The organism is Sphingomonas sanguinis NBRC 13937 (genome assembly GCF_001591005.1).
Lineage (GTDB): Bacteria > Pseudomonadota > Alphaproteobacteria > Sphingomonadales > Sphingomonadaceae > Sphingomonas > Sphingomonas sanguinis.
This window is the reverse complement of sequence record NZ_BCTY01000019.1, coordinates 42,191-60,745: the sequence shown is the minus strand read 5'-3', so window position 1 is coordinate 60,745 and position 18,555 is coordinate 42,191. Positions and strand designations below refer to the sequence as shown.

At 66.6% G+C, this 18,555-nt stretch carries 11 protein-coding genes; 4 read left to right on the top strand and 7 right to left on the bottom strand.

Annotated elements, in window-relative coordinates:
• Positions 1-108 precede the first annotated feature (108 nt).
• Both SSA01S_RS09950 and rnr read right to left on the bottom strand, forming a co-directional pair.
• Complete coding sequence (locus SSA01S_RS09950; RefSeq protein WP_061780282.1) at positions 109-1,077, bottom strand: glutathione S-transferase family protein; 969 nt, start codon at positions 1,075-1,077, stop codon at positions 109-111.
• Between the two features lie 195 nt (positions 1,078-1,272).
• Positions 1,273-3,471, bottom strand: a complete 2,199-nt coding sequence (rnr, locus tag SSA01S_RS09945; RefSeq protein WP_061780281.1) for a ribonuclease R — start codon at positions 3,469-3,471, stop codon at positions 1,273-1,275.
• Positions 3,472-3,713: 242 nt separating this feature from the next.
• Between rnr and SSA01S_RS09940 the strand changes: the two genes are divergently transcribed.
• Positions 3,714-6,209, top strand: a complete 2,496-nt coding sequence (locus SSA01S_RS09940) for a beta-N-acetylhexosaminidase (protein ID WP_061780280.1) — start codon at positions 3,714-3,716, stop codon at positions 6,207-6,209.
• On the opposite strand, the gene SSA01S_RS09935 is transcribed toward SSA01S_RS09940, so the two are convergent.
• Together SSA01S_RS09935 and SSA01S_RS09930 are read right to left on the bottom strand one after the other, a co-directional pair.
• Positions 6,193-8,118 carry a glycoside hydrolase family 84 protein gene (locus tag SSA01S_RS09935; protein ID WP_240954602.1) on the bottom strand — a complete coding sequence of 642 codons (1,926 nt, stop codon included), beginning with the start codon at positions 8,116-8,118 and terminating at the stop codon, positions 6,193-6,195. The genes SSA01S_RS09940 and SSA01S_RS09935 overlap by 17 nt on opposite strands.
• A gap of 161 nt (positions 8,119-8,279) precedes the next feature.
• Complete coding sequence (locus SSA01S_RS09930) at positions 8,280-10,067, bottom strand: ABC transporter transmembrane domain-containing protein (RefSeq protein WP_061780279.1); 1,788 nt, start codon at positions 10,065-10,067, stop codon at positions 8,280-8,282.
• Positions 10,068-10,296: 229 nt separating this feature from the next.
• Between SSA01S_RS09930 and SSA01S_RS09925 the strand changes: the two genes are divergently transcribed.
• Entirely contained in the window at positions 10,297-11,514 is a 1,218-nt protein-coding gene (locus SSA01S_RS09925) for a polyhydroxyalkanoate depolymerase (RefSeq protein WP_061780278.1), read from the top strand.
• Between the two features lie 97 nt (positions 11,515-11,611).
• Here the strand turns inward: SSA01S_RS09925 and SSA01S_RS09920 are convergent, their stop codons facing one another.
• Positions 11,612-12,091, bottom strand: a complete 480-nt coding sequence (locus tag SSA01S_RS09920) for a pyridoxamine 5'-phosphate oxidase family protein (RefSeq protein WP_058752324.1) — start codon at positions 12,089-12,091, stop codon at positions 11,612-11,614.
• Between the two features lie 239 nt (positions 12,092-12,330).
• On the opposite strand from SSA01S_RS09920, the gene SSA01S_RS09915 reads away from it, so the two are divergent.
• Positions 12,331-15,261 carry an L-glutamate gamma-semialdehyde dehydrogenase gene (locus SSA01S_RS09915; protein ID WP_061780287.1) on the top strand — a complete coding sequence of 977 codons (2,931 nt, stop codon included), beginning with the start codon at positions 12,331-12,333 and terminating at the stop codon, positions 15,259-15,261.
• Between the two features lie 46 nt (positions 15,262-15,307).
• Entirely contained in the window at positions 15,308-16,360 is a 1,053-nt protein-coding gene (locus tag SSA01S_RS09910) for a DUF2167 domain-containing protein (RefSeq protein WP_240954996.1), read from the top strand.
• On the opposite strand, the gene SSA01S_RS09905 is transcribed toward SSA01S_RS09910, so the two are convergent.
• Together SSA01S_RS09905 and SSA01S_RS09900 are read right to left on the bottom strand one after the other, a co-directional pair.
• Entirely contained in the window at positions 16,342-17,514 is a 1,173-nt protein-coding gene (locus tag SSA01S_RS09905) for a mechanosensitive ion channel family protein (RefSeq protein ID WP_061780277.1), read from the bottom strand. The genes SSA01S_RS09910 and SSA01S_RS09905 overlap by 19 nt on opposite strands.
• A gap of 25 nt (positions 17,515-17,539) precedes the next feature.
• Entirely contained in the window at positions 17,540-18,541 is a 1,002-nt protein-coding gene (locus SSA01S_RS09900; RefSeq protein ID WP_061780276.1) for a DNA topoisomerase IB, read from the bottom strand.
• Positions 18,542-18,555 lie beyond the last annotated feature (14 nt).

Below are 18,555 nucleotides of genomic sequence, written 5' to 3'. Positions count from 1 at the left end.
GCAGGCGGGAGGGGATGGGGGAGGGAAGGCCGCAGGCGATGGTCTCGGTGAGACTTCATGCCCTCCCCAAACCCCTCCCGCCTGCGGGAGGGGAGAAGAATAAGGGGCTTAAGCGCCAACTAACCCCGCCCACGGCAGGTCCGGCCCGGCCGGGACAATCCCGGTCGGGTTCAGCTCCAGATGGCTGGCATAATAATGCGTCTTGATGTGATCGAGATGCACTGTCCCCGCGATCTCGGGGATCGCCAGCATCCGCTCCAGCAAGCCTTCCAGTGCCGGATAGTCCTGCACGCGCCGGACATTGCATTTGAAATGCCCGTGATAGACCGCATCGAAGCGGACCAGCGTGGTGAACAGGCGGATATCCGCCTCCGTCATCCGATCACCGACCAGCCATTCGCGGCCCGTCAGCCGTTCTTCCAGCCGATCCAGCTCGGCGAATAGCGGGCCGACCGCTTCGTCATAGGCCTCTTGAGTCTTGGCGAAGCCGCATTTGTAGACGCCGTTGTTCACCCGGTCATAGACAGGAGCGTTGACCGCATCGATCTCGACGCGGAGGTCTTCGGGATAATAGTCGCCCTCGCGCGCGCCCAGCCCGTCGAACGCGGTATTGAACATGCGGATGATCTCGGCCGACTCGTTGCTAACGATCGTATCGCGCTGCTTGTCCCACAGGACCGGCACCGTGACCTTGCCGCTGTAACCGTCGCGGGCTCGGGCATAGAGCTGCCACAGATAGTCCGAGCCGTGGAGCGGGTCGCCGGTGCCCCCGCGCTCGGTGGTGAAGGTCCAGCCATTGTCGCGCATCAGCGGATCGACCACCGAAAGGCCGATCAGGTCATCCAGCCCCTTCAGTGCGCGGACGATCATCGTGCGATGCGCCCAGGGGCAGGCATAGGAGACATAGAGGTGGTAGCGGCCAGCCTCTGCGCGGTGGCCGGTCTGGCCGTCCGGGCCGGGCTGCCCGTCTGCCGTCACCCAGTCGCGGAAGCCGGAATCGGGGCGTTTGAAGCTGCCCTTCTCGTCCGACTTGAACAGCCCGTCGGCGTGCCAGACGCCGTCCACCATATTGCCCATGCGTGTGTCTCCTTTGGGGAGGGTACGTATGGGGCGGCGGGGCGATCCCCTTATTCCTCCCCTGAAAGGGGAGGGGGACCATGCGAAGCATGGTGGAGGGGTGTCCCCAGCAGTGAGGATCGGGAACGTCGCGACCTGGTACACCCCTCCGTCAGGGCTTCGCCCTGCCACCTCCCCTACAAGGGGAGGAATGGGTCAGCGCCGTTTGCCGTTGTGGCGGATGTTCGCGGGCCGTCCGCGCCGTTTGAGCACCCGGCGCGGCTCCGGAGCCGCACCCTTGCCATCGGGCAGCTCGAAACGCAGCGCCCCCGATACCGGGTTCGCCTCGGCCAGGCGCAGCGGCAGGCGCTGGCCCAGCTTGTAGATTTCCCGCGTCTTCTCGCCCAGCAACTGCTGCGACGACTCGTCGTAATGGAAATAGTCGCCGCCCAGGTCGCGGATCGGCATCAGCCCGTCGCCGCCCACGCCATCGACGGTCGCGAAGAAGCCGAAATTGGTGACGCCGGTGATCCGCGTCTCGACCACCTGGCCGACATGCTCGGACAGATAGGCCGCGACATAGCGGTCGATCGTCTCGCGCTCGGCCTCCATCGCGCGGCGCTCCATCTGGCTGATCGACGTGCCGAGCCGCTCCATCTCGTCGCCCTCGGGCAGCAGCCCGCCGTCGCCCAGCTTGTAGGCCCCCACCAGCGCACGGTGGACGACCAGATCGGCATAGCGCCGGATCGGCGAGGTGAAATGCGCATAGGAACCCAGCGACAGGCCGAAATGCCCTTGGTTGACCGGCGCGTAATAGGCCTGGGTCTGCGAGCGCAGGATCTGCTCCATCACCTGCGGCTTGAAGTCCGCGTCGCCGATCTTGTCGATGATCCGGTTGAAGGTCGCGGGACGGATCACCTGGCCCATGGCGAAGGGGATGTCGAAGGTTTCGAGATATTCCTTCAGCGCGACCAGCTTGGTGCGGCTGGGCACCTCATGGACGCGGTACATGACCGGGGCCTTCTTCGCCTCCAGCGCCTTGGCGGCGGCAACATTGGCGGCGATCATGTAATCCTCGATCAGCCGGTGCGCATCCAGCCGCGCGCGCGGCGCGACCGACAGGATGCGGCCATTCTGGTCGAGCACCACCCGCCGCTCGGGCAAATCTAGGTCGAGCGGCTCGCGATCGTCCCGCGCCTTGGCCAGCGCGGCCCAGCAGTCCCAGAGCGGCCGCAGCGCCGTCTCGGTCAGCGGGTGCGACAGCTCGCCGTCGATGGCGGCCTGCGCATCCTCGTACGCGATATTCGCCGCCAGCCGCACGACCGCGCGGGTGAAGCGGAAGCTCTTGAGCTTGCCGTCCTTCGTCACCTGGAGATGACAGGCGAGCGCGGCGCGATCCTCCCCCTCCTTCAGCGAACAGACATCGGCCGACAGGATCTCGGGCAGCATCGGCACCACCCGGTCGGGAAAATAGACCGAATTGCCCCGTCGCCGCGCATCCTTGTCGATGGCCGAGCCGGGGCGGACATAGAAGCTGACATCGGCAATCGCGACGATCGCGCGCCAGCCTTGCGGATTGGCGGGATCGTCGTCGGGCGCGGCCCAGACCGCATCGTCATGGTCGCGCGCGTCGACCGGGTCGATCGCGACGATCGGCAGGTCGCGCAGGTCCTCGCGGTCGTCGCCCAAAGGCTGGCGCGCGACGCGCTCGGCTTCTTCCAGGGTTTCGGGCTGGAAGCGGTCGGGAATCTCGAACTTGTGGATTGCGATTAGCGAGAAGCTGCGCGGTGCGAAGGGATCGCCCAGACGCTCGACCACCTTTGCGGTAATGCGTGGCGGGCGGCCCGCCTTCTCGGCCAGCACCAGGTCGCCCGCTTCCGCGCCGCCGGTGTCCGACACCATCATCTCGCGCCGGTCCTTCTTGTCGACGCTGGTCAGCCAGAAGCGCCCCGCCTCCTCGCGCAGCACGCCCAGCACCTGTTCGGAGGCGGGCGCGATGGTCTTCATGACATGCGCGATCCAGCCGCCGCCCGCTTCCTCGGTACGCGCCAGCACCCGCTGGCCGATGCCGAGGCTCCCGCGCTTGCGCTCGCGGATGCGGAGGCGAGGAATGGGGACGCCGTCCGCTTCCCAACGCTCGGGCTGGCCCCAGACATTGCCGCCGTCATCGACATCGACGACGCGCAACACCGTCACCTTGGGCAGCCCGCCCATCTTGTGGAAGGCGCGGCCGGGGGCGCTGTCGATCAGCCCTTCATCGGCCATATCCTTGAGCAGCGCCTTCAGCCCGATCTTCTCCTGCGCGGAGAGACCGAAAGCACGTGCGATCTCGCGCTTGCCAGCGGGCTGGTCCGACTGTTCGATGAAGGCGAGGATTTGCTCACGGGTCGGCAGACCCGGCTGGGGTTTTTTCATGACGTGGAGATAGGGGGTAGGGGCGGCGGCGTCACCCCCGGTCGTCCATTCCTCCCCTGCAAGGGGAGGTGGCAGGGCGCAGCCCTGACGGAGGGGTGTCACCATTGGCGAGAACAGGCTGCCATGACGACCGTTTACACCCCTCCACCATGCTTCGCATGGTTCCCCTCCCCTTGCAGGGGAGGAATATCATGGTCATGATCCAATGTAATACCAGTACAGCGTAGCGGGACGGGCAGACTATGATGACTCTATGGGCTTCGGCCGCGATCCTGGCGGCGGCTCCCGCAGCGCAGGCCGATCTCGACCGATTGGCGGCGACGCTCGGCTATCGCTATACCATCCTCACCAATCGCCCCGCATCCTGCCCGACCGGCACGCCGCGCTGTTTCGAGGCGGATATCGCCATCGTCGTGCCGGAGGGCGCACCGAGCCTGCCGGTCGAAATCCGCTACAGCCTGGTCAACCCGGTTCTGAAGATCGACAGCGACACCTTCGACAACCGCACGATCAACGGCGACCTGAACGTCCTGACACTGAAGCCCGGCCAGCAGTTGAAGCCGGGCCAGACCTATCATGTGAAGCTGACCGGCCTGGGCGCCTTCTTCTCGCGCAATCACATGATGCCCAATGCGACGCTGGCGGCGGAGGGACTGACCCCGCGCGTGATCGCCGCGACCCGGACGGCGACCGATGCCGAGACGGGGCTGGAGACGCTGCCCTTCGTCGCCCCGATGACCGACGAAGCCGCGCTCGCCCGCAGCGCGCCCGACGATCAGACGGTCTGGCGGACGCCCGAGCGCGCCTTTGCTCTTTACGCCGAGCGGGGGGCGGCGACGCCGGTCGATGTCGCGATCCTGCCTCGGCCTGCGAAGGTCACGCGCCCGGCCGGTGCGCCGGTCGATCTGTCCAGGGGATTGCGCGTTACTACGGCGGGTTTCACTCGCGCCGCCATCGCGCCCGCGCTGGCCGGATTGCCGATGGGGACGGTGCCGCTGACCATCCGCAAACAGGCGGGGCTCGCCGCCGAGGGCTATCGCCTGACCGTGGCACAGGGCGGTATCACCATCGCGGCGGCGGATGCGGCGGGGGCGTCCTATGCGCTTCGCTCGCTGGCGCAGCAGATGGCGGCGGAGGGGACGACGCTCCGCCCGCTGATCGTCGAGGATGCGCCGCGCTACGGCTTTCGCGGGCTGCATATCGATCTGGCGCGCAACTTCCACAGCAAGGCCGAGATCCTGAAACTGATCGAGCAGATGGCGGTGTACAAGCTGAACACGCTGCATCTGCATCTGGGCGATGACGAGGGCTGGCGTTTGCAGATCGCCAGCTTGCCCGAACTGACCGAGATCGGCGCCTATCGCTGCACCGACCTGACCGAGAAGAGCTGCCTGTCGCCGCAACTGGGGGCGGACCCGGCCAGGGATGCGGCCACCAACGGCTATCTGACCGCCGCCGACTACACCGAAATCCTGCGTGCCGCCGCCGCGCGGCAGATCGATGTCATCCCCTCGTTCGACATGCCCGGCCATTCGCGCGCGGCGATCCGGTCGATGGAGGTGCGCTATCAGCGGCTGATGGCCAAGGGCGACAAGGCGGCGGCCGAGCGTTTCCGGCTGGTCGAGCCGGGCGACACCACCCGCTATTCCAGCGTCCAGCATTATGACGACAACACGCTGAACGTCTGTATTCCCAGCACCTATCGCTTCATCGAGACGGTGATCGACGCCATTGCCGGGCTGCACAAGGCGGCGGGGGTGCCGCTGACCACCTATCATATCGGCGCTGACGAGACGGCCGGGGCCTGGGTCGAGTCGCCCGCCTGCAGAGTGATGATGGCGAAAACGGGTATGCAGCCCAAGCAGCTGGGCGCCTATTTCATCGAGCGGATTTCCGCCGACCTCGCCAAGCGCGGCATCGCGGTTGCGGGGTGGAGCGATGGTCTGGGCCATACCGACCCCGCCAAGATGCCCGCGAAGGTCCAGACCAACATCTGGAGCAACCTGCATGCGGGCGGCGTGGCCGAGGCGCATGGCCAGGCCAATCGCGGGTGGAAGACAGTGCTGTCGATCCCCGATCTGGGCTATTTCGACATGCCCTATGCTGCCGATCCGAATGAGACCGGCTATGACTGGGCCTCGCGCGAAGTGGACAGTTTCCAGGTGTTCGGCTTCATGCCGGGCAATCTGGCCGCGAACGCCGCGCTGATCCCCAATATCCTGGCCCAGCCCAAGGCGATTGCCGACACCGTGCCGCTCCAACCCGGCCGCAGCATCGCCGGAATACAGGCGCAGTTGTGGAGCGAGACGGTGCGCCGCGACAGCCAGGTGGATTACATGCTCTTCCCCCGCCTGCTGGCGCTGGCCGAGCGGGCCTGGAGCAAGCCGGACTGGGAGCCCGCTTATATCGCGGGCACCGGCTATCAGCCGAACGACCCCCGTGTCGACCGGATCAAACTGCTGGCCGGGTGGCAGAATTTTGCGGGCCGGATGGGCGTGCAGATGCGACTGCTCGACCGGGCGGGCGTGACCTATCGCCTCGCCCCGCCGGGCGCGCGGATCGCGAACGGGAGGCTGGAGGCGAACACCGAGTTCGCCGGAACGCCGATCGAGTATCGCACCGGCGGCTCGGCCTGGACCCGCTACACCGGACCGGTCGCGGTGACGGGGGCGGTCGAGCTTCGCACCCGCACCCCCGATGGCCACCGCGCCAGCCGGATAGTTACGGTTTCGCCGTAACGGCGATCAGGCCGGGCGCATCGGCGATGAAGCGGTCGAGCACGCCGTCGGCGAGTCTGATCGGCCCGTCGAAGCGCACCGCGCCCTTGATGCTCTGCACGGCGGCGGCCTGATCCGCGATCCGCTTGGCATCGGCGAAGTAGCGGGTCGCCGCCGCATTGCCCTGCTCGGCGGCGTCCAGCCCGGCGGCGGTCTGCCCCAGCGCGCGGCCCCAGAGCTGCATCGCCTCCAGCCAGGGTGCGGCCTGTTCGGCAAAGGCCGGATCGACCACGCCCGCGCGGATCGTGTCGGGCGCATCGGCCAACGCATCGGCCTTGGCATGGAGTTCGGCCAGTGCCGCGCGGCGTTCGCCCTCGTCACCGTTCGCCAGCGCCTCGCGAACATGGTCGAGCAGCGCCTTCAGCTTGGGTGCCTGTTCCTGCCAGGGCTGGCTGCCGAAGGTAGGGGCGAGATGCTGGGTGTCGAACAGCTCCAGCAGGGCCGCCGTTGCGCGGGCATCTCCTCCCGCCAGATCGCGCGCAGCGTAATGCCAGGTGCGGTCGGCGTCATAGCCCTTGTCGTTCCACCCGAAGGCCAGCACCCCCGTCACTGCGACCCGGCTGGGCGCTTCCTGGTTCATCGGGTTGGAGAGAATACCAGTCAGCTCTGACGACAGCCCGGCCTCACGCTTGGCATAGGGGGCGAGCAACAGACGTCCGGCCGAACTCGCATAGTCATTGACCGGATAATTGTCCCAGAGCAGCGTCTTGCGCCCGAACGCCTTGGTCGCGGCCTTGGCATCGGGGATGGAGATGGCGGGCGGCACGACATCGGTGCCGGTCCATTGCACGACGATGCGCGGGTTCAGGTTCGCGCGGAGGGCGGCCTTATAGGGGCTTTCTTTGGCGTCATAATATTCGGTCGGCACCATGATCAACGGACGCGAGGCGGGGTCCTGTTTCAGCAGATCGGCCTGCACCGCGTTCAGCAGCTTGGACTGGGCGACCCCGGCGGCTTGCGCGCCCGAGGGGCCGAATGCGGCCTTGTCCGCCTCGCAATTCCACTTCTGATATTCGATGTCGTCCAGCGCGACATAGAAGCTGTGCACGCCGATCCCGCGCAGTGCGGCAAACTTGCGCAGCAGTGCCTGTTCGTCCGCCGGGTCGGAGAAGCAGATGCTCGGCCCCGGCGAGATCGCATAGACGAAATCGACATGGTTCGCCTTGGCGCGCGCGGCGAGCGTGCCTAGCGCGTTCAGCGTCGCGGCGGGATAGGGCTCGCGCCACTTGTCGCGGGCGAAGGGGTCGTCCTTGGGACTGTAGACATAGGTGTTGGCCTTCATCTGGCCGAGGAAATCCAGATGCTTGGTCCGGTCGGTCATCGACCAGGGCTTGCCGTAGAAACCTTCGATCGTGCCCCGGATCGGCATGGCGGGATGATCGCGGATGGTCAGCGCCGGGATGGTCTGGCGGGCCAGCAACTGGCGCAGCGTCTGGGCGGCGTGGAACAGTCCGTCCGCGTCATGCCCGGCCAGCGTGATGAGGCCGCTGCGACCGGAAGGGAGGATGGTCAGCGTATAGCCTTCGCGGGCGTCGTCGGGGCTGGCGTCGCTGTGTGACAGGGCCTCACGGACCGGGGCGGCGCTGTCCCGACCGATCACGATCGTCGGACGGTCGGGCGAGGCGGGCAGGCGCTGGGCCGTGGCGATCTCGGTGACACCGGCCTTTGCCAGCAGGTCGCGGACCAGCGCGGCGGTCTCCGGCTCGGTGCCGGGTGCGACGATCAGCGTAACCGCACGGCCCAGCGTCACCGTGCCATCGCCCAGCGTCATCGTGGCGGGGGCGGGGAAGATCGCGGGCAGGGTGGAGGGGCTCGCCTGTGCCGCCGGGGCCAGCGTCGCCAGCGCGATCGCCGCCAGGGCCGCACCCATCCCTCTGTTTGCTGCCCGCATCATCCTCAATCTCCGGTATTTAACTGGTATTGTCGGAGCCTAGGGGACTGGGGGGCAGGCTGCAAGCGCGCTGACCATCGGGTCATGACAAGAGGGGTGAAAGAGGCCTTGAGCTCAAAACTGGTGCTAAAGCGGCTATATCAATCGTGAAATTGCAGGCTCGCCAGCCGTGCGTATAGCCCGCCATTCGCGATCAGTTCGGCGTGACGGCCCTGCTCGACGATCCGGCCGCCATCCATCACCACGATCCGCTCGGCGGCGCGAACGGTCGCCAGCCGGTGGGCGATGACCAGCGTGGTGCGGTTCGCCATCAACCGTTCCAGCGCCTGTTGGACCAACTGCTCGCTCTCGGCATCCAAAGCGCTGGTCGCCTCGTCCAGCAACAGGATCGGCGCATCGCGCAGCAGCGCGCGGGCGATGGTGATCCGCTGGCGCTGGCCCCCGGACAGCCGCGCACCGCCTTCGCCCAGGAAGGTGTCCAGCCCCTGCGGCAGCGCGCGCAGGAAGTCGGCGGCGTTGGCGGCCTCGGCGGCGGCCCAGAGTTCGTCGTCGCTCGCCTCCCACCGGCCGTAGCGGAGATTGTCGCGCGCCGAGGCGCCGAAGATCACCGTCTCCTGCGGCACCATCGCGATACGCGCGCGGATCGCCGCCGGATCGGCATCGCGCAAGGACACGCCGTCGAGCGAGATGTTGCCGTCCTGCGGATCGTAGAATCGCTCGGCCAGCTGGAACAAGGTCGACTTGCCTGCGCCCGAGGGGCCGACCACCGCGACCGTCTCGCCGGGTCGGACATCCAGCGAAAAGTCGTTGAGCGCCGCCACTTCGGGCCGGGTCGGATAGTGGAACACGACATGCTCGAACCGCAGCGCGCCCATCGGGATGACCGGCAGCACGGCGGGGGCGGGGGGCGGCGCGATCTCCGGCTGTTCCGCCAGCAGTTCGGCCAGCCGCTGCGCCGCGCCCGAGGCGCGCAATATGTCACCCCACACCTCGGTCAGCGCTTGGAACGAGCCCGCGACCAGCATGCCCGTCACGACGAACGCGGTCAGCGACCCGCCCGACAGCCGCCCGCTGGCGACATCGGCAACCGCTTCCCACAGCAGGAGCGTCAGTCCGCCGAAGAACAGCCCGATCACCATCGCGGTCATCAGCGCGCGCAACAGGAAGCGCTTGCGTGAGGTGGCGAAGCCGTTGCTGACGGCGAGCTCGAACCGCTCGGCCTCGCGGCGTTCCTGGCCGAACGCCTGCACGACCTTCATCGCGCCCAGCGTCTCCACGGCAGTCGCGCCGATATCTGCCAGCCGGTCCTGGCTGTCGCGCGAATAGCCGCGCACGCGCTTGCCCAGCAGCACGATGGGCAGGACGATGACCGGGATGCACACCAGCAGCGACAGGGTCAGCTTGGGCGAGAGCGCGAAGAGATAGATGGTGCCGCCGATCCCGATCACCGTGTTGCGCAACGCGATCGAGACGGTCGAGCCCACCACCTGCTCGATGATCGCGGTGTCGGCGGTCAACCGGCTGGCGATCTCGGACGGGCGGTTTTCTTCGAAATAGCGGGGGGCGAGACGCAAGAGGTTCGCCTGCACCGCGATACGGATATCCGCGACCGTCCGCTCCCCCAGCCATGACACGAAATAGAAGCGAAAGGCGGTGGCGATGGCCAGCACCACGACGACCGCGAGCAGGCCCTGGAAATAGGGCGCGATATCGCCGGTATCGGCGACCTTGCCGAAACCATGGTCGATCACCTTCTGAAAGGTGCGCGGGATGAACAGGGTCGCCAGCGCCGCGACCGCCAGCGATACGGAGGCAGCTACGATCTGTGCCGGATAGCGCAGCGTGTAGCGCCACACCATCTTCAGGTTGCTGAGGCGGCGGCTGGCCGGGATCGGGGCGGATTGCGGGGAAGCGGCGGGTCTGGCCATGATGCGACCGGGCCTAGCAGCGTGCGCACAGCGGCTCAACGGCGGCGGTCGTCGCCTCTGCATCGTTTCGCCGTTTCGGCGCGTTTACACGGACAATAGCGTATCACGGTTTTGTCACGACACCGGCACTATGACGCAACGGCCATATTCTGGTCATTATGCGAAAACGGTTTCATGCTAGACCAAAGGCCATCAGGGCTCCGTCCGGCGGAGCGCAGGGGAATCGACGATGCTGTACGACGCCTATGAAATGCAACGCTCGATGCTGGCGGGCGCAAGTGCGCTGGCCAATTTCGGGGCAGGGCTGCTCCAGAATCCGGCCAATCCCTTTGCCTATCTGGGCGGCGGCGCGATCATGGGATCGGCGCTGGAGGTCTTTGCCCATGCCGCCGCACCGCGCGGCAAGCCCGCCTTCGGCCTGACCAAGACCCAGATCGACGGGCGCGAGGTCGCGGTGCATGAGGAGATCGTGCTCCGCAAGCCGTTCGGCCAGCTGAAGCGCTTCCGCCGTGAAGGCGTGGAGGATAGCCCCAAGCTGCTGATCGTCGCGCCGATGTCGGGCCATTACGCCACGCTGCTGCGCGGCACGGTCGAGCGGATGCTGCCGACCTGCGAGGTGTACATCACCGATTGGCGCGATGCGAAGCTGGTGCCGCTGTCCGATGGGCGTTTCGATTTCGACGATTATGTCGACTACATCATCGACTTCCTGGCTGAAATCGGGCCGGGTGCTCATGCTCTTGCGGTGTGTCAGCCTTCGGTGCCCTGTTATGTCGCGGCCTGCGTGATGAGCGCGGACAAGCATCCCTGCACTCCGCGCACGCTGACCCTGATGGGCGGGCCGGTCGATACGCGCGAGGCGCCGACCGCCGTCAATCTGCTCGCCACCGAGCGGCCCCATGCCTGGTTCGAGCAGAACGCGATCGCGACCGTGCCGATGACCTATCCGGGCGCCGGGCGGCGGGTCTATCCGGGCTTTCTGCAGCTGGCCGGGTTCATGTCGATGAACCTGGGCAACCACATGATTTCGCATTGGGAGATGTTCAAGCATCTGGTTCAGGGCGATGGCGAAAGCGCCGATTCCACCAAGCGCTTCTACGACGAATATCGCGCGGTCTGCGACATGACGGCGGAATTCTATCTTCAGACCGTCGAGCTGGTCTTCCAGCGCCACGCCCTGCCCAAGGGCGAGATGCTGCACCATGGCAAGCGTGTCGATCCGGGTGCGATTACCGACATCGGCATCCTGGCGATCGAGGGCGAGCGGGACGATATTTCGGGCCTGGGCCAGACCCGCGCTGCGCTGACGCTGGCGACCAACCTGTCGGACGAGAAGAAGCGCTACTACATGGCCGAGAAGGTCGGCCATTACGGCATCTTCAACGGCTCCAAATGGCGCAACCGCATCGCACCGGTGGTCGAGGAGTGGATCAAGGCAAACGCCTGATCCCCGCATCCGCTCTGGCGGAGCGGCGCTGGAAGACATAGAAAAACGCCCGGAGGCCATGGGGCGTCCGGGCGTTTCGCATTCCAGTGATCGCGGATTACGCGACCGAGCCGACCACCGCATGGCTGGACGACTCGTCCGAGCGGATCGTGCCTCCGAACAGCATCTTCACCCGGCCAGAGATCGAGATGTCGGTTTCCCACAGCTCGGCCGAATTGATGTCGAAGCGCAGCAGCGTCAGGTTCGGGTCTGACTTGCCTTGCGGGAACCAAGCCTCGACCTGATTGCTCCACAGCTTGTCAATCTGGGCGGGATCATTGTCCTTTGACACATGGCCCGCCAAGCAGGCGAAGAAGTCATGGCCCTTACCGACGAACTGCGCCATCGCTTCGCCGCCGCTCGCGATCCGGTTGTCGCGACCTGCGAAGAAGAACAGCGTGTTGGGCTGATCGTCATCGATCTGGGCGGTCATCGGCTCGGAATGCTGGCCGTCGTTCAGGCTGATCATGACGAACGGGCTGCTCTTCAGCTTGTCGAGGAACTTGGCGGCGATTTCCTGGGGGCTGTCATCGGCCATCGTGGCTCTCCTTTCAGGGGTTTGGCGGGAGAACGATGCGGGGGCAGGGATGGTTGCGCGTGATATGTGCGGTCTCAATCGGGTTCGTATCAAACGATACCCAATCCCCAGATTTCCCGCTAAGCGCTGGTCCATCACAGCATAGCCATGCGACCCGCCAAGCGCTTCGCCGCGCGCCGGGCCGCCCGACCGGACGAAGACCTATGACCTCTGCCGTTACCGCCGACGCGCGCAAGACCATGAAATCGCTGTATCGTGCGCCCGAACCCGATGTCTTGAAGCCGCTGCTCGACCGTGCCGCCGCGACGCCGGAAGCGCGGGAGCGGATCATGGGCCATGCCTCGGGCTTGCTCGCCGACCTGCGTGCCGCGCAGAATCGCGGTTGGGTGAACCAGTTCCTCCAGGAATATCGGCTTAACTCGTCCGAGGGCGTCGCGCTGCTGAGCCTCGCCGAGGCGTTCCTGCGCGTGCCCGACCCTGAGACCGCCGATCTGCTGATCGCCGACAAGCTGGGCGAGGCGGACTGGCGCGCGCATACCGGGCGGTCGGCGTCGAAGCTGGTCAACTCGGCCACCTGGGGCCTGGTCGTCGGCCGCGCGCTGGTCGGTGAGGGCGAGGCGGGGCCGCTGAAGCGCTTGCTGTCGCGCGCGGGCGAGCCGTTCGTGCGCCAGGCGGTCGGTGCCGCGATGCGGATGATGGGCGAGATCTTCGTGATGGGCCGCACCATCGAAGAGGCCATGCGCCGCATGAAGAAGCCCGAGAACAAGGGCTTTACCGCCAGCTTCGACATGCTGGGCGAGGCGGCGCGGACGCATGAGGATGCCGAGCGTTATTTCCAGGCCTATGTGAAGGCGATCGACGCGGTGGGGTCGGACCCGGCGGCGGGCCATTCGATCTCGGTCAAGCTGTCGGCGCTCCACCCGCGCTACGAACTGCCGCGCGCCTATGAGTGCGTGCCAGCACTCACCGACATGCTGGCGCAGCTGGCGCGGCAGGCGGCGGACAAGGGCATTGCCCTCACCGTCGATGCCGAGGAGTCCGAGCGGCTGGAGATGAGCCTGGACATCATCGGCGGCGTCGCGGCGCTCCCGGCGCTCAAGGGCTGGGACGGGTTCGGCATGGCGGTGCAGGCTTATGGCAAGCGTGCGCGCGCGGTCATCGGCTGGGCCAATGGCCTCGACCGGATCATGAACGTCCGGCTGGTCAAGGGCGCGTACTGGGACAGCGAGATCAAGCGCACCCAGGTCGAGGGGCTGGCCGACTATCCGCTCTTCACCCGCAAGGCGGCGACCGACGTGTCCTATCTGGCGGTGGCCAAGGACATGCTGGCGGCCGAGAATATCCGCCCCGCCTTTGCCAGCCACAATGCGCTGACCGTCGCGACCATCCTGGAATGGGCGGGCAATTCCCACGACTTTGAGTTCCAGCGGCTGCACGGCATGGGCGACGGCCTGTATGAGCGGCTGGTGCGCGAGCATGGGCATAAGTGCCGCATCTATGCCCCGGTCGGCGGGCATCGCGATCTGCTGGCCTATCTGGTTCGCCGCTTGCTGGAGAATGGCGCGAATTCCAGCTTCGTCCACCAGCTCGCCGATGCGCGGCTGACCGAGGCGGAGATCCTCGCCGACCCGGTCGCCAAGATCGCCGCCGTCGGCGGCGCGCGTCACCCGAGCATCCCGCTGCCTATCGATCTGTTCGCGCCGGGGCATCGCAACTCGACCGGCATCGATTTGAGTGACATTGCGACGCTGGACGCCACGGTGAAGGCGGTCAACGCGCCCGCCGTGAAGCCGGTCGCCGCCACCGCCGATGTCGCATCGCTGGTGTCCCGCGCCCATGCGGCGTTCCCGGCCTGGAACGCGACGCCGCTCGATACCCGCGCGAGCGTGCTGGAGAAGCTGGCCGACTTGCTGGAGGCGGATCGCGAGCGGCTGATGGCGATCCTGGTGCAGGAGGCGTTCAAGACCATTCCCGACGCGATCGGCGAAGTCCGCGAGGCCGCCGATTTCTGTCGTTACTATGCACAGCAGGCGCGCGCCCGGCTCGGTTCGGTCGAACTGCCCGGGCCGACGGGCGAGCGCAACACGCTGCACCTCGAAGGACGCGGTGTCTGGGCGACGGTCGCGCCATGGAACTTCCCGCTGGCGATCTTCCTGGGCCAGACGGTCGCCGCGCTCGTCACCGGCAACACCGTGGTCGCCAAGCCCGCGCCGCAGACACCCGCCATCGCACAGGCCGCCGTCGAACTGGCGTACCGGGCGGGCGTGCCGCGTGACGCACTGCTGCTCGCGGTCGGTGGGCCGGATGTCGGCCAGAAGCTGACCGAGGATCACCGCATCGCGGGCGTGGCCTTCACCGGCTCGACCGCCACCGCCAAGCGGATCGCGCGCACGCTCGTGGCGGATGACGACCGTCCGATCGTCCCGCTGATCGCCGAGACCGGCGGCATCAACGCGATGATCGTCGACTCGACCGCGCTGCCCGAACAGGTGGTGGCGGACGTCATCACCTCGTCCTTCCGCTCGGCGGGGCAGCGTTGCTCGGCGCTACGTCTCCTGCTGGTGCAGGCGGATGTCGCCGACAACGTCATCGCCATGCTGAAGGGCGCGATGGAGACGCTGGTGCTGGGTCCCACCGGCCATCCGGCGACCGATGTCGGCCCGGTGATCGACCAAGCGGCCTATGACAAGCTGATGGCGTACCGCGCGTCGATGGTGACGCAGACGATCAAGACGCTCGATTCTCCTGCTGATGGCCTGTTCGTGCCGCCGACGCTGATCCGCCTCGACCGGGTGGAGGACCTGACCCAGGAATGGTTCGGCCCGATCCTGCACGTCGCTACCTGGGAAGCGGGCACGCTGTCCGAGACGATCGCGAAGGTGAACGCCAAGGGGTACGGCCTAACCATGGGCCTGCACAGCCGTATCGCGCGTGCGGGTGAAGTAATCGAGGCGGAAGCGGCGGTCGGCAACCTCTACATCAACCGCTCGATGATCGGCGCAGTCGTGGGCAGCCAGCCCTTTGGCGGCGAAGGACTTTCCGGCACCGGACCGAAGGCAGGCGGACCGCATTACTTGTACCGCTTCTGCGCGGAGCGGGCGGTGTCGGTCGACACGACCTCGGCGGGCGGCAACGCGACGTTGTTGTCGCTGGACGAAGGCGGGATCTGATCGTTATTCTCCCCTCGTTCGCCATGGGAGGGCGGGCGAGGGGGGAATGATGAATTGGCGGAGAACGCGCGCCGTTGCAGTGGCGCTGATGCTGGTGGTCGGCAGCTGGTCTGGCGGCGCGATGGCGGCCGATCCGGCGCCCACGGCAAACAGTGCCGAGGCGCAGTTGCGCGCGTTCGAACAGGGCCTGCACAAGCAGACCGGCGATGTCGTGATCGCCCCGGCCAAGGCGACGCTGCATCTGGGTGATCGCTATTATTTCCTGCCCGCCGACGATGCCAAGAAGGTGCTGACCCAGGTCTGGGGCAACCCGGCCGATGCGGTCAGCGACGTGCTGGGTCTGGTCCTTCCCAAGGGGACCACGACGTCGGACAATGTCTGGGGCGCGGTCGTGACCTATGAGGACACCGGTTACGTTAGCGACAAGGACGCCTCCGAGCAGGATTACGATCAGGTCCTGTCCGACATGCGCGACGCCGCCAAGGAGCGGAACGAAGAGCGCAAGAAGCAAGGCTTTTCGGCGGTTCAGATCGTCGGCTGGGCCCAGCCGCCGTCATACGACGCCAAGGACCATTCGCTGGTCTGGGCCCGCCAGCTGAAGTTCGAGGGCAGCAAGGGGCCGGACTCGCTCAACTATGACGTGCGGCTGCTCGGGCGGCGCGGCGTGCTGAGCCTCAACATGGTCTCCGACATGGCGCATCTGCCCGAGGTGCGCGCGGCGGCGGCAGAATTCGGGCGCGCGGCGAGCTTCGACCGGGGCGAGACCTATGCGGACTATGACGCCTCGACCGACAAGACGGCCGAATATGGATTGGCGGGTCTGGTCGCGGCGGGTGTCGGCGTGGCGGCGGCCAAGAAGCTCGGGCTGCTCGCGATCATCCTGGGTTTCGGCAAGAAGTTCATCGTCCTGATCGTCGCGGCGGGCATGGCGGTGATGCGCTGGGGGCGTAAGCTGTTTGGCCGGAAGGAGGCTGAACAGGACGGGGAGGTCGAAGCGGCCCCCGCTGATACCGCCTTGCAAGCTGAGCATCCGAACGCCCCATCCTCAGAGGCTCCGGCCGTGCCAAAGTCCGCCGAGGATCAGCCGCCAGCGGCCTGATGTACCTCGACCGGCTGGACCTGCGGATAGGGCATGACCAGCGTCCCGTCCGGCGCGGCGGTATAGGTCGTCTGGGTGGGGTAGGGGATAGAAATCCCCTCGGCCGCGAACCGCTTCATCAGGGTGACCAGCACCCGATTGCGCAGGTCGTGCGCGGTGGCCCAGTCGTCGCCAGGAACGTCGAACTGCAGGGCGAAGTCGAGGCTCGACGCGCCGAAGCTCTCGAACCCGGCGCGGGCGACTTTGCCGCCTTCGCCCTCCACGATCTCGGTCAATAGGGCGGGGATACGCGCCAGGGTCTCGGGCGAAGTCTCGTACGCGACGCCGATCATGAACGACAGGCGGACATGCTGGCGCACCGTCTGGTTCTGGATTTCCTTGTCCAGGAGGTTTCGGTTCGAGATGATCCGCAACTCGCCGGTAAAGGCGCGGATGCGCGTCGATTTCAGGCCGATTGCCTCGATGATTCCGCTGGTGTTGTCATAGGCGATCTTGTCGCCGCGCCGGAACGGCCGGTCGAAGATGATGGCGAGCGCGGCGAACAGGTCGCCGAAAATCCCCTGCGCCGCCAGACCGATGGCGATACCGCCGACGCCCAGACCCGCGACCAGGCCGGTGACGTTGACGCCCAGATTGTCGAGCACCACGACCAGCGCGATAGCGAACAGCACCGCCGTCACCAGTAGACGGATCAGCCCCATGGCCGACAGCAGCGCCTCGCCCGAATAATGTTCGGACTGGGTACGATGCTCGATCGTGCCGAGGATCAGCTCGCGCGCCCAGATCGCGGCCTGGAAGGTGCTGGCGATGGTGAAGAGGAAGCTGATCGTCTTGGCGACCTCGCCCGGCGCGCCCGCATAGCCCGCGACCAGTTGCGCGGCGAGCGTGACGATGAAGAACAGGTTGGTGCGCGCGATGGCATGGCCCAGGATCACGCCCCAGCCGCCCGCAAAACCGGGGCGGCTACATAGCTTGTCTCCCAGCTTGCGCACCCAGAGCAGCGCCAGCACGATGACCGCGCCGAAACCGATCGCGATCAGCACCTTCAGCCAGTAATGCTGTACCCACCAGGAGGTGGCGTTGATGATGCCGCTGACCTGATCGGGGATGCGGGAGCCGTCGAAGATCGGCGCCTTGGGCGAGGATTTCGCCATGGGGACTCCTTGGAAATCGGGGCGGTCAGGCCGCCTTGGTCGCCGGGGTTCCGGCTTCGAGAAACGCGATCAGGCCGCATTCGACACGCGACAGCCCGGCGCGGGCGCGGGGCAGGCGTAGTGTTTCGCGAAACGCCGCCTGCCCATCCTTGACGAGTGCGATCAGCGAGGGGTGGACATAGGATTTGCGCGCGATGGCGGGCGTGTTGCCAAGCTTTTCGACGACCGGCTCCAGCATCGCCTTCAGGCTGAGGTCCGCCTCGGCCAGTGCCAGCGCCTCGAACGCGGCGACGCTGGCAGCCCAGGTGCGGAAATGCTTGGCCGTGAAATCGCAGCCCGTCGCCTCGCGGATATAGGTGTTGACGTCCGACGAGGAGACGGGATTTGCCTCGCCCTCGTCATCGACCCAGGCGAAGAGATGCTGTTCGTCCAAATCCTGACAGCGCTTCACGAAGCTGGCGAGCGAACGGTCGGTCAGGGTCAGGTCGCGCATCTTGCCCGACTTGCCCCGGTAGCGCAGCCGCAGCGTCGTGCCCCTCACTTGTCCGTGGCGCTTGCGCAGCGTCGTTGCGCCGAAACTCTTGTTGGTCGCGGCATAGGCTTCGTTGCCCACCCGCAAATGGCCGTTGTCGAGCAGCCGGACGACGGCGGCAACCGCGCGCTCCTTACACAGGCCGCGCTTCTTCAAGTCCGCTTCGACACGCTTGCGCAGGGCGGGGAGCGCATGGCCGAAATCGACGCAACGCTCATATTTGGCGGCGTCCTGTGCCTCGCGGAAATCGGCGTGATAGCGATATTGCTTGCGGCCCTTCTCGTCCCAGCCGACCGCCTGGATATGGCCATTGGCGCGCGGGCAGAACCAGGCGTCCTTGTACGCGGGGGGCAGGCCGATCTTGTTCAGCCGATCGATCTCTTCGGCGTCGGTGATCCGATCGCCCTTGGTCGTCCAATAGGCCCATTTCCCCCGGACCTTGGTTCGGGTGATGCCGGGCTTGCTGTCGTCGCAATAGACTAATCGGGTGGCCATCGCTCTCTCTCGGG

Bases quoted from the DNA above. Each gene is read 5' to 3' on its own strand.
- SSA01S_RS09950 (WP_061780282.1), bottom strand. From the start codon at position 1,077: ATGGGCAATATGGTGGACGGCGTCTGGCACGCCGACGGGCTGTTCAAG.
- rnr (WP_061780281.1), bottom strand. From the start codon at position 3,471: ATGAAAAAACCCCAGCCGGGTCTGCCGACCCGTGAGCAAATCCTCGCC.
- SSA01S_RS09940 (WP_061780280.1), top strand. From the start codon at position 3,714: ATGATGACTCTATGGGCTTCGGCCGCGATCCTGGCGGCGGCTCCCGCA.
- SSA01S_RS09935 (WP_240954602.1), bottom strand. From the start codon at position 8,118: ATGGGTGCGGCCCTGGCGGCGATCGCGCTGGCGACGCTGGCCCCGGCG.
- SSA01S_RS09930 (WP_061780279.1), bottom strand. From the start codon at position 10,067: ATGGCCAGACCCGCCGCTTCCCCGCAATCCGCCCCGATCCCGGCCAGC.
- SSA01S_RS09925 (WP_061780278.1), top strand. From the start codon at position 10,297: ATGCTGTACGACGCCTATGAAATGCAACGCTCGATGCTGGCGGGCGCA.
- SSA01S_RS09920 (WP_058752324.1), bottom strand. From the start codon at position 12,091: ATGGCCGATGACAGCCCCCAGGAAATCGCCGCCAAGTTCCTCGACAAG.
- SSA01S_RS09915 (WP_061780287.1), top strand. From the start codon at position 12,331: ATGAAATCGCTGTATCGTGCGCCCGAACCCGATGTCTTGAAGCCGCTG.
- SSA01S_RS09910 (WP_240954996.1), top strand. From the start codon at position 15,308: ATGATGAATTGGCGGAGAACGCGCGCCGTTGCAGTGGCGCTGATGCTG.
- SSA01S_RS09905 (WP_061780277.1), bottom strand. From the start codon at position 17,514: ATGGCGAAATCCTCGCCCAAGGCGCCGATCTTCGACGGCTCCCGCATC.
- SSA01S_RS09900 (WP_061780276.1), bottom strand. From the start codon at position 18,541: ATGGCCACCCGATTAGTCTATTGCGACGACAGCAAGCCCGGCATCACC.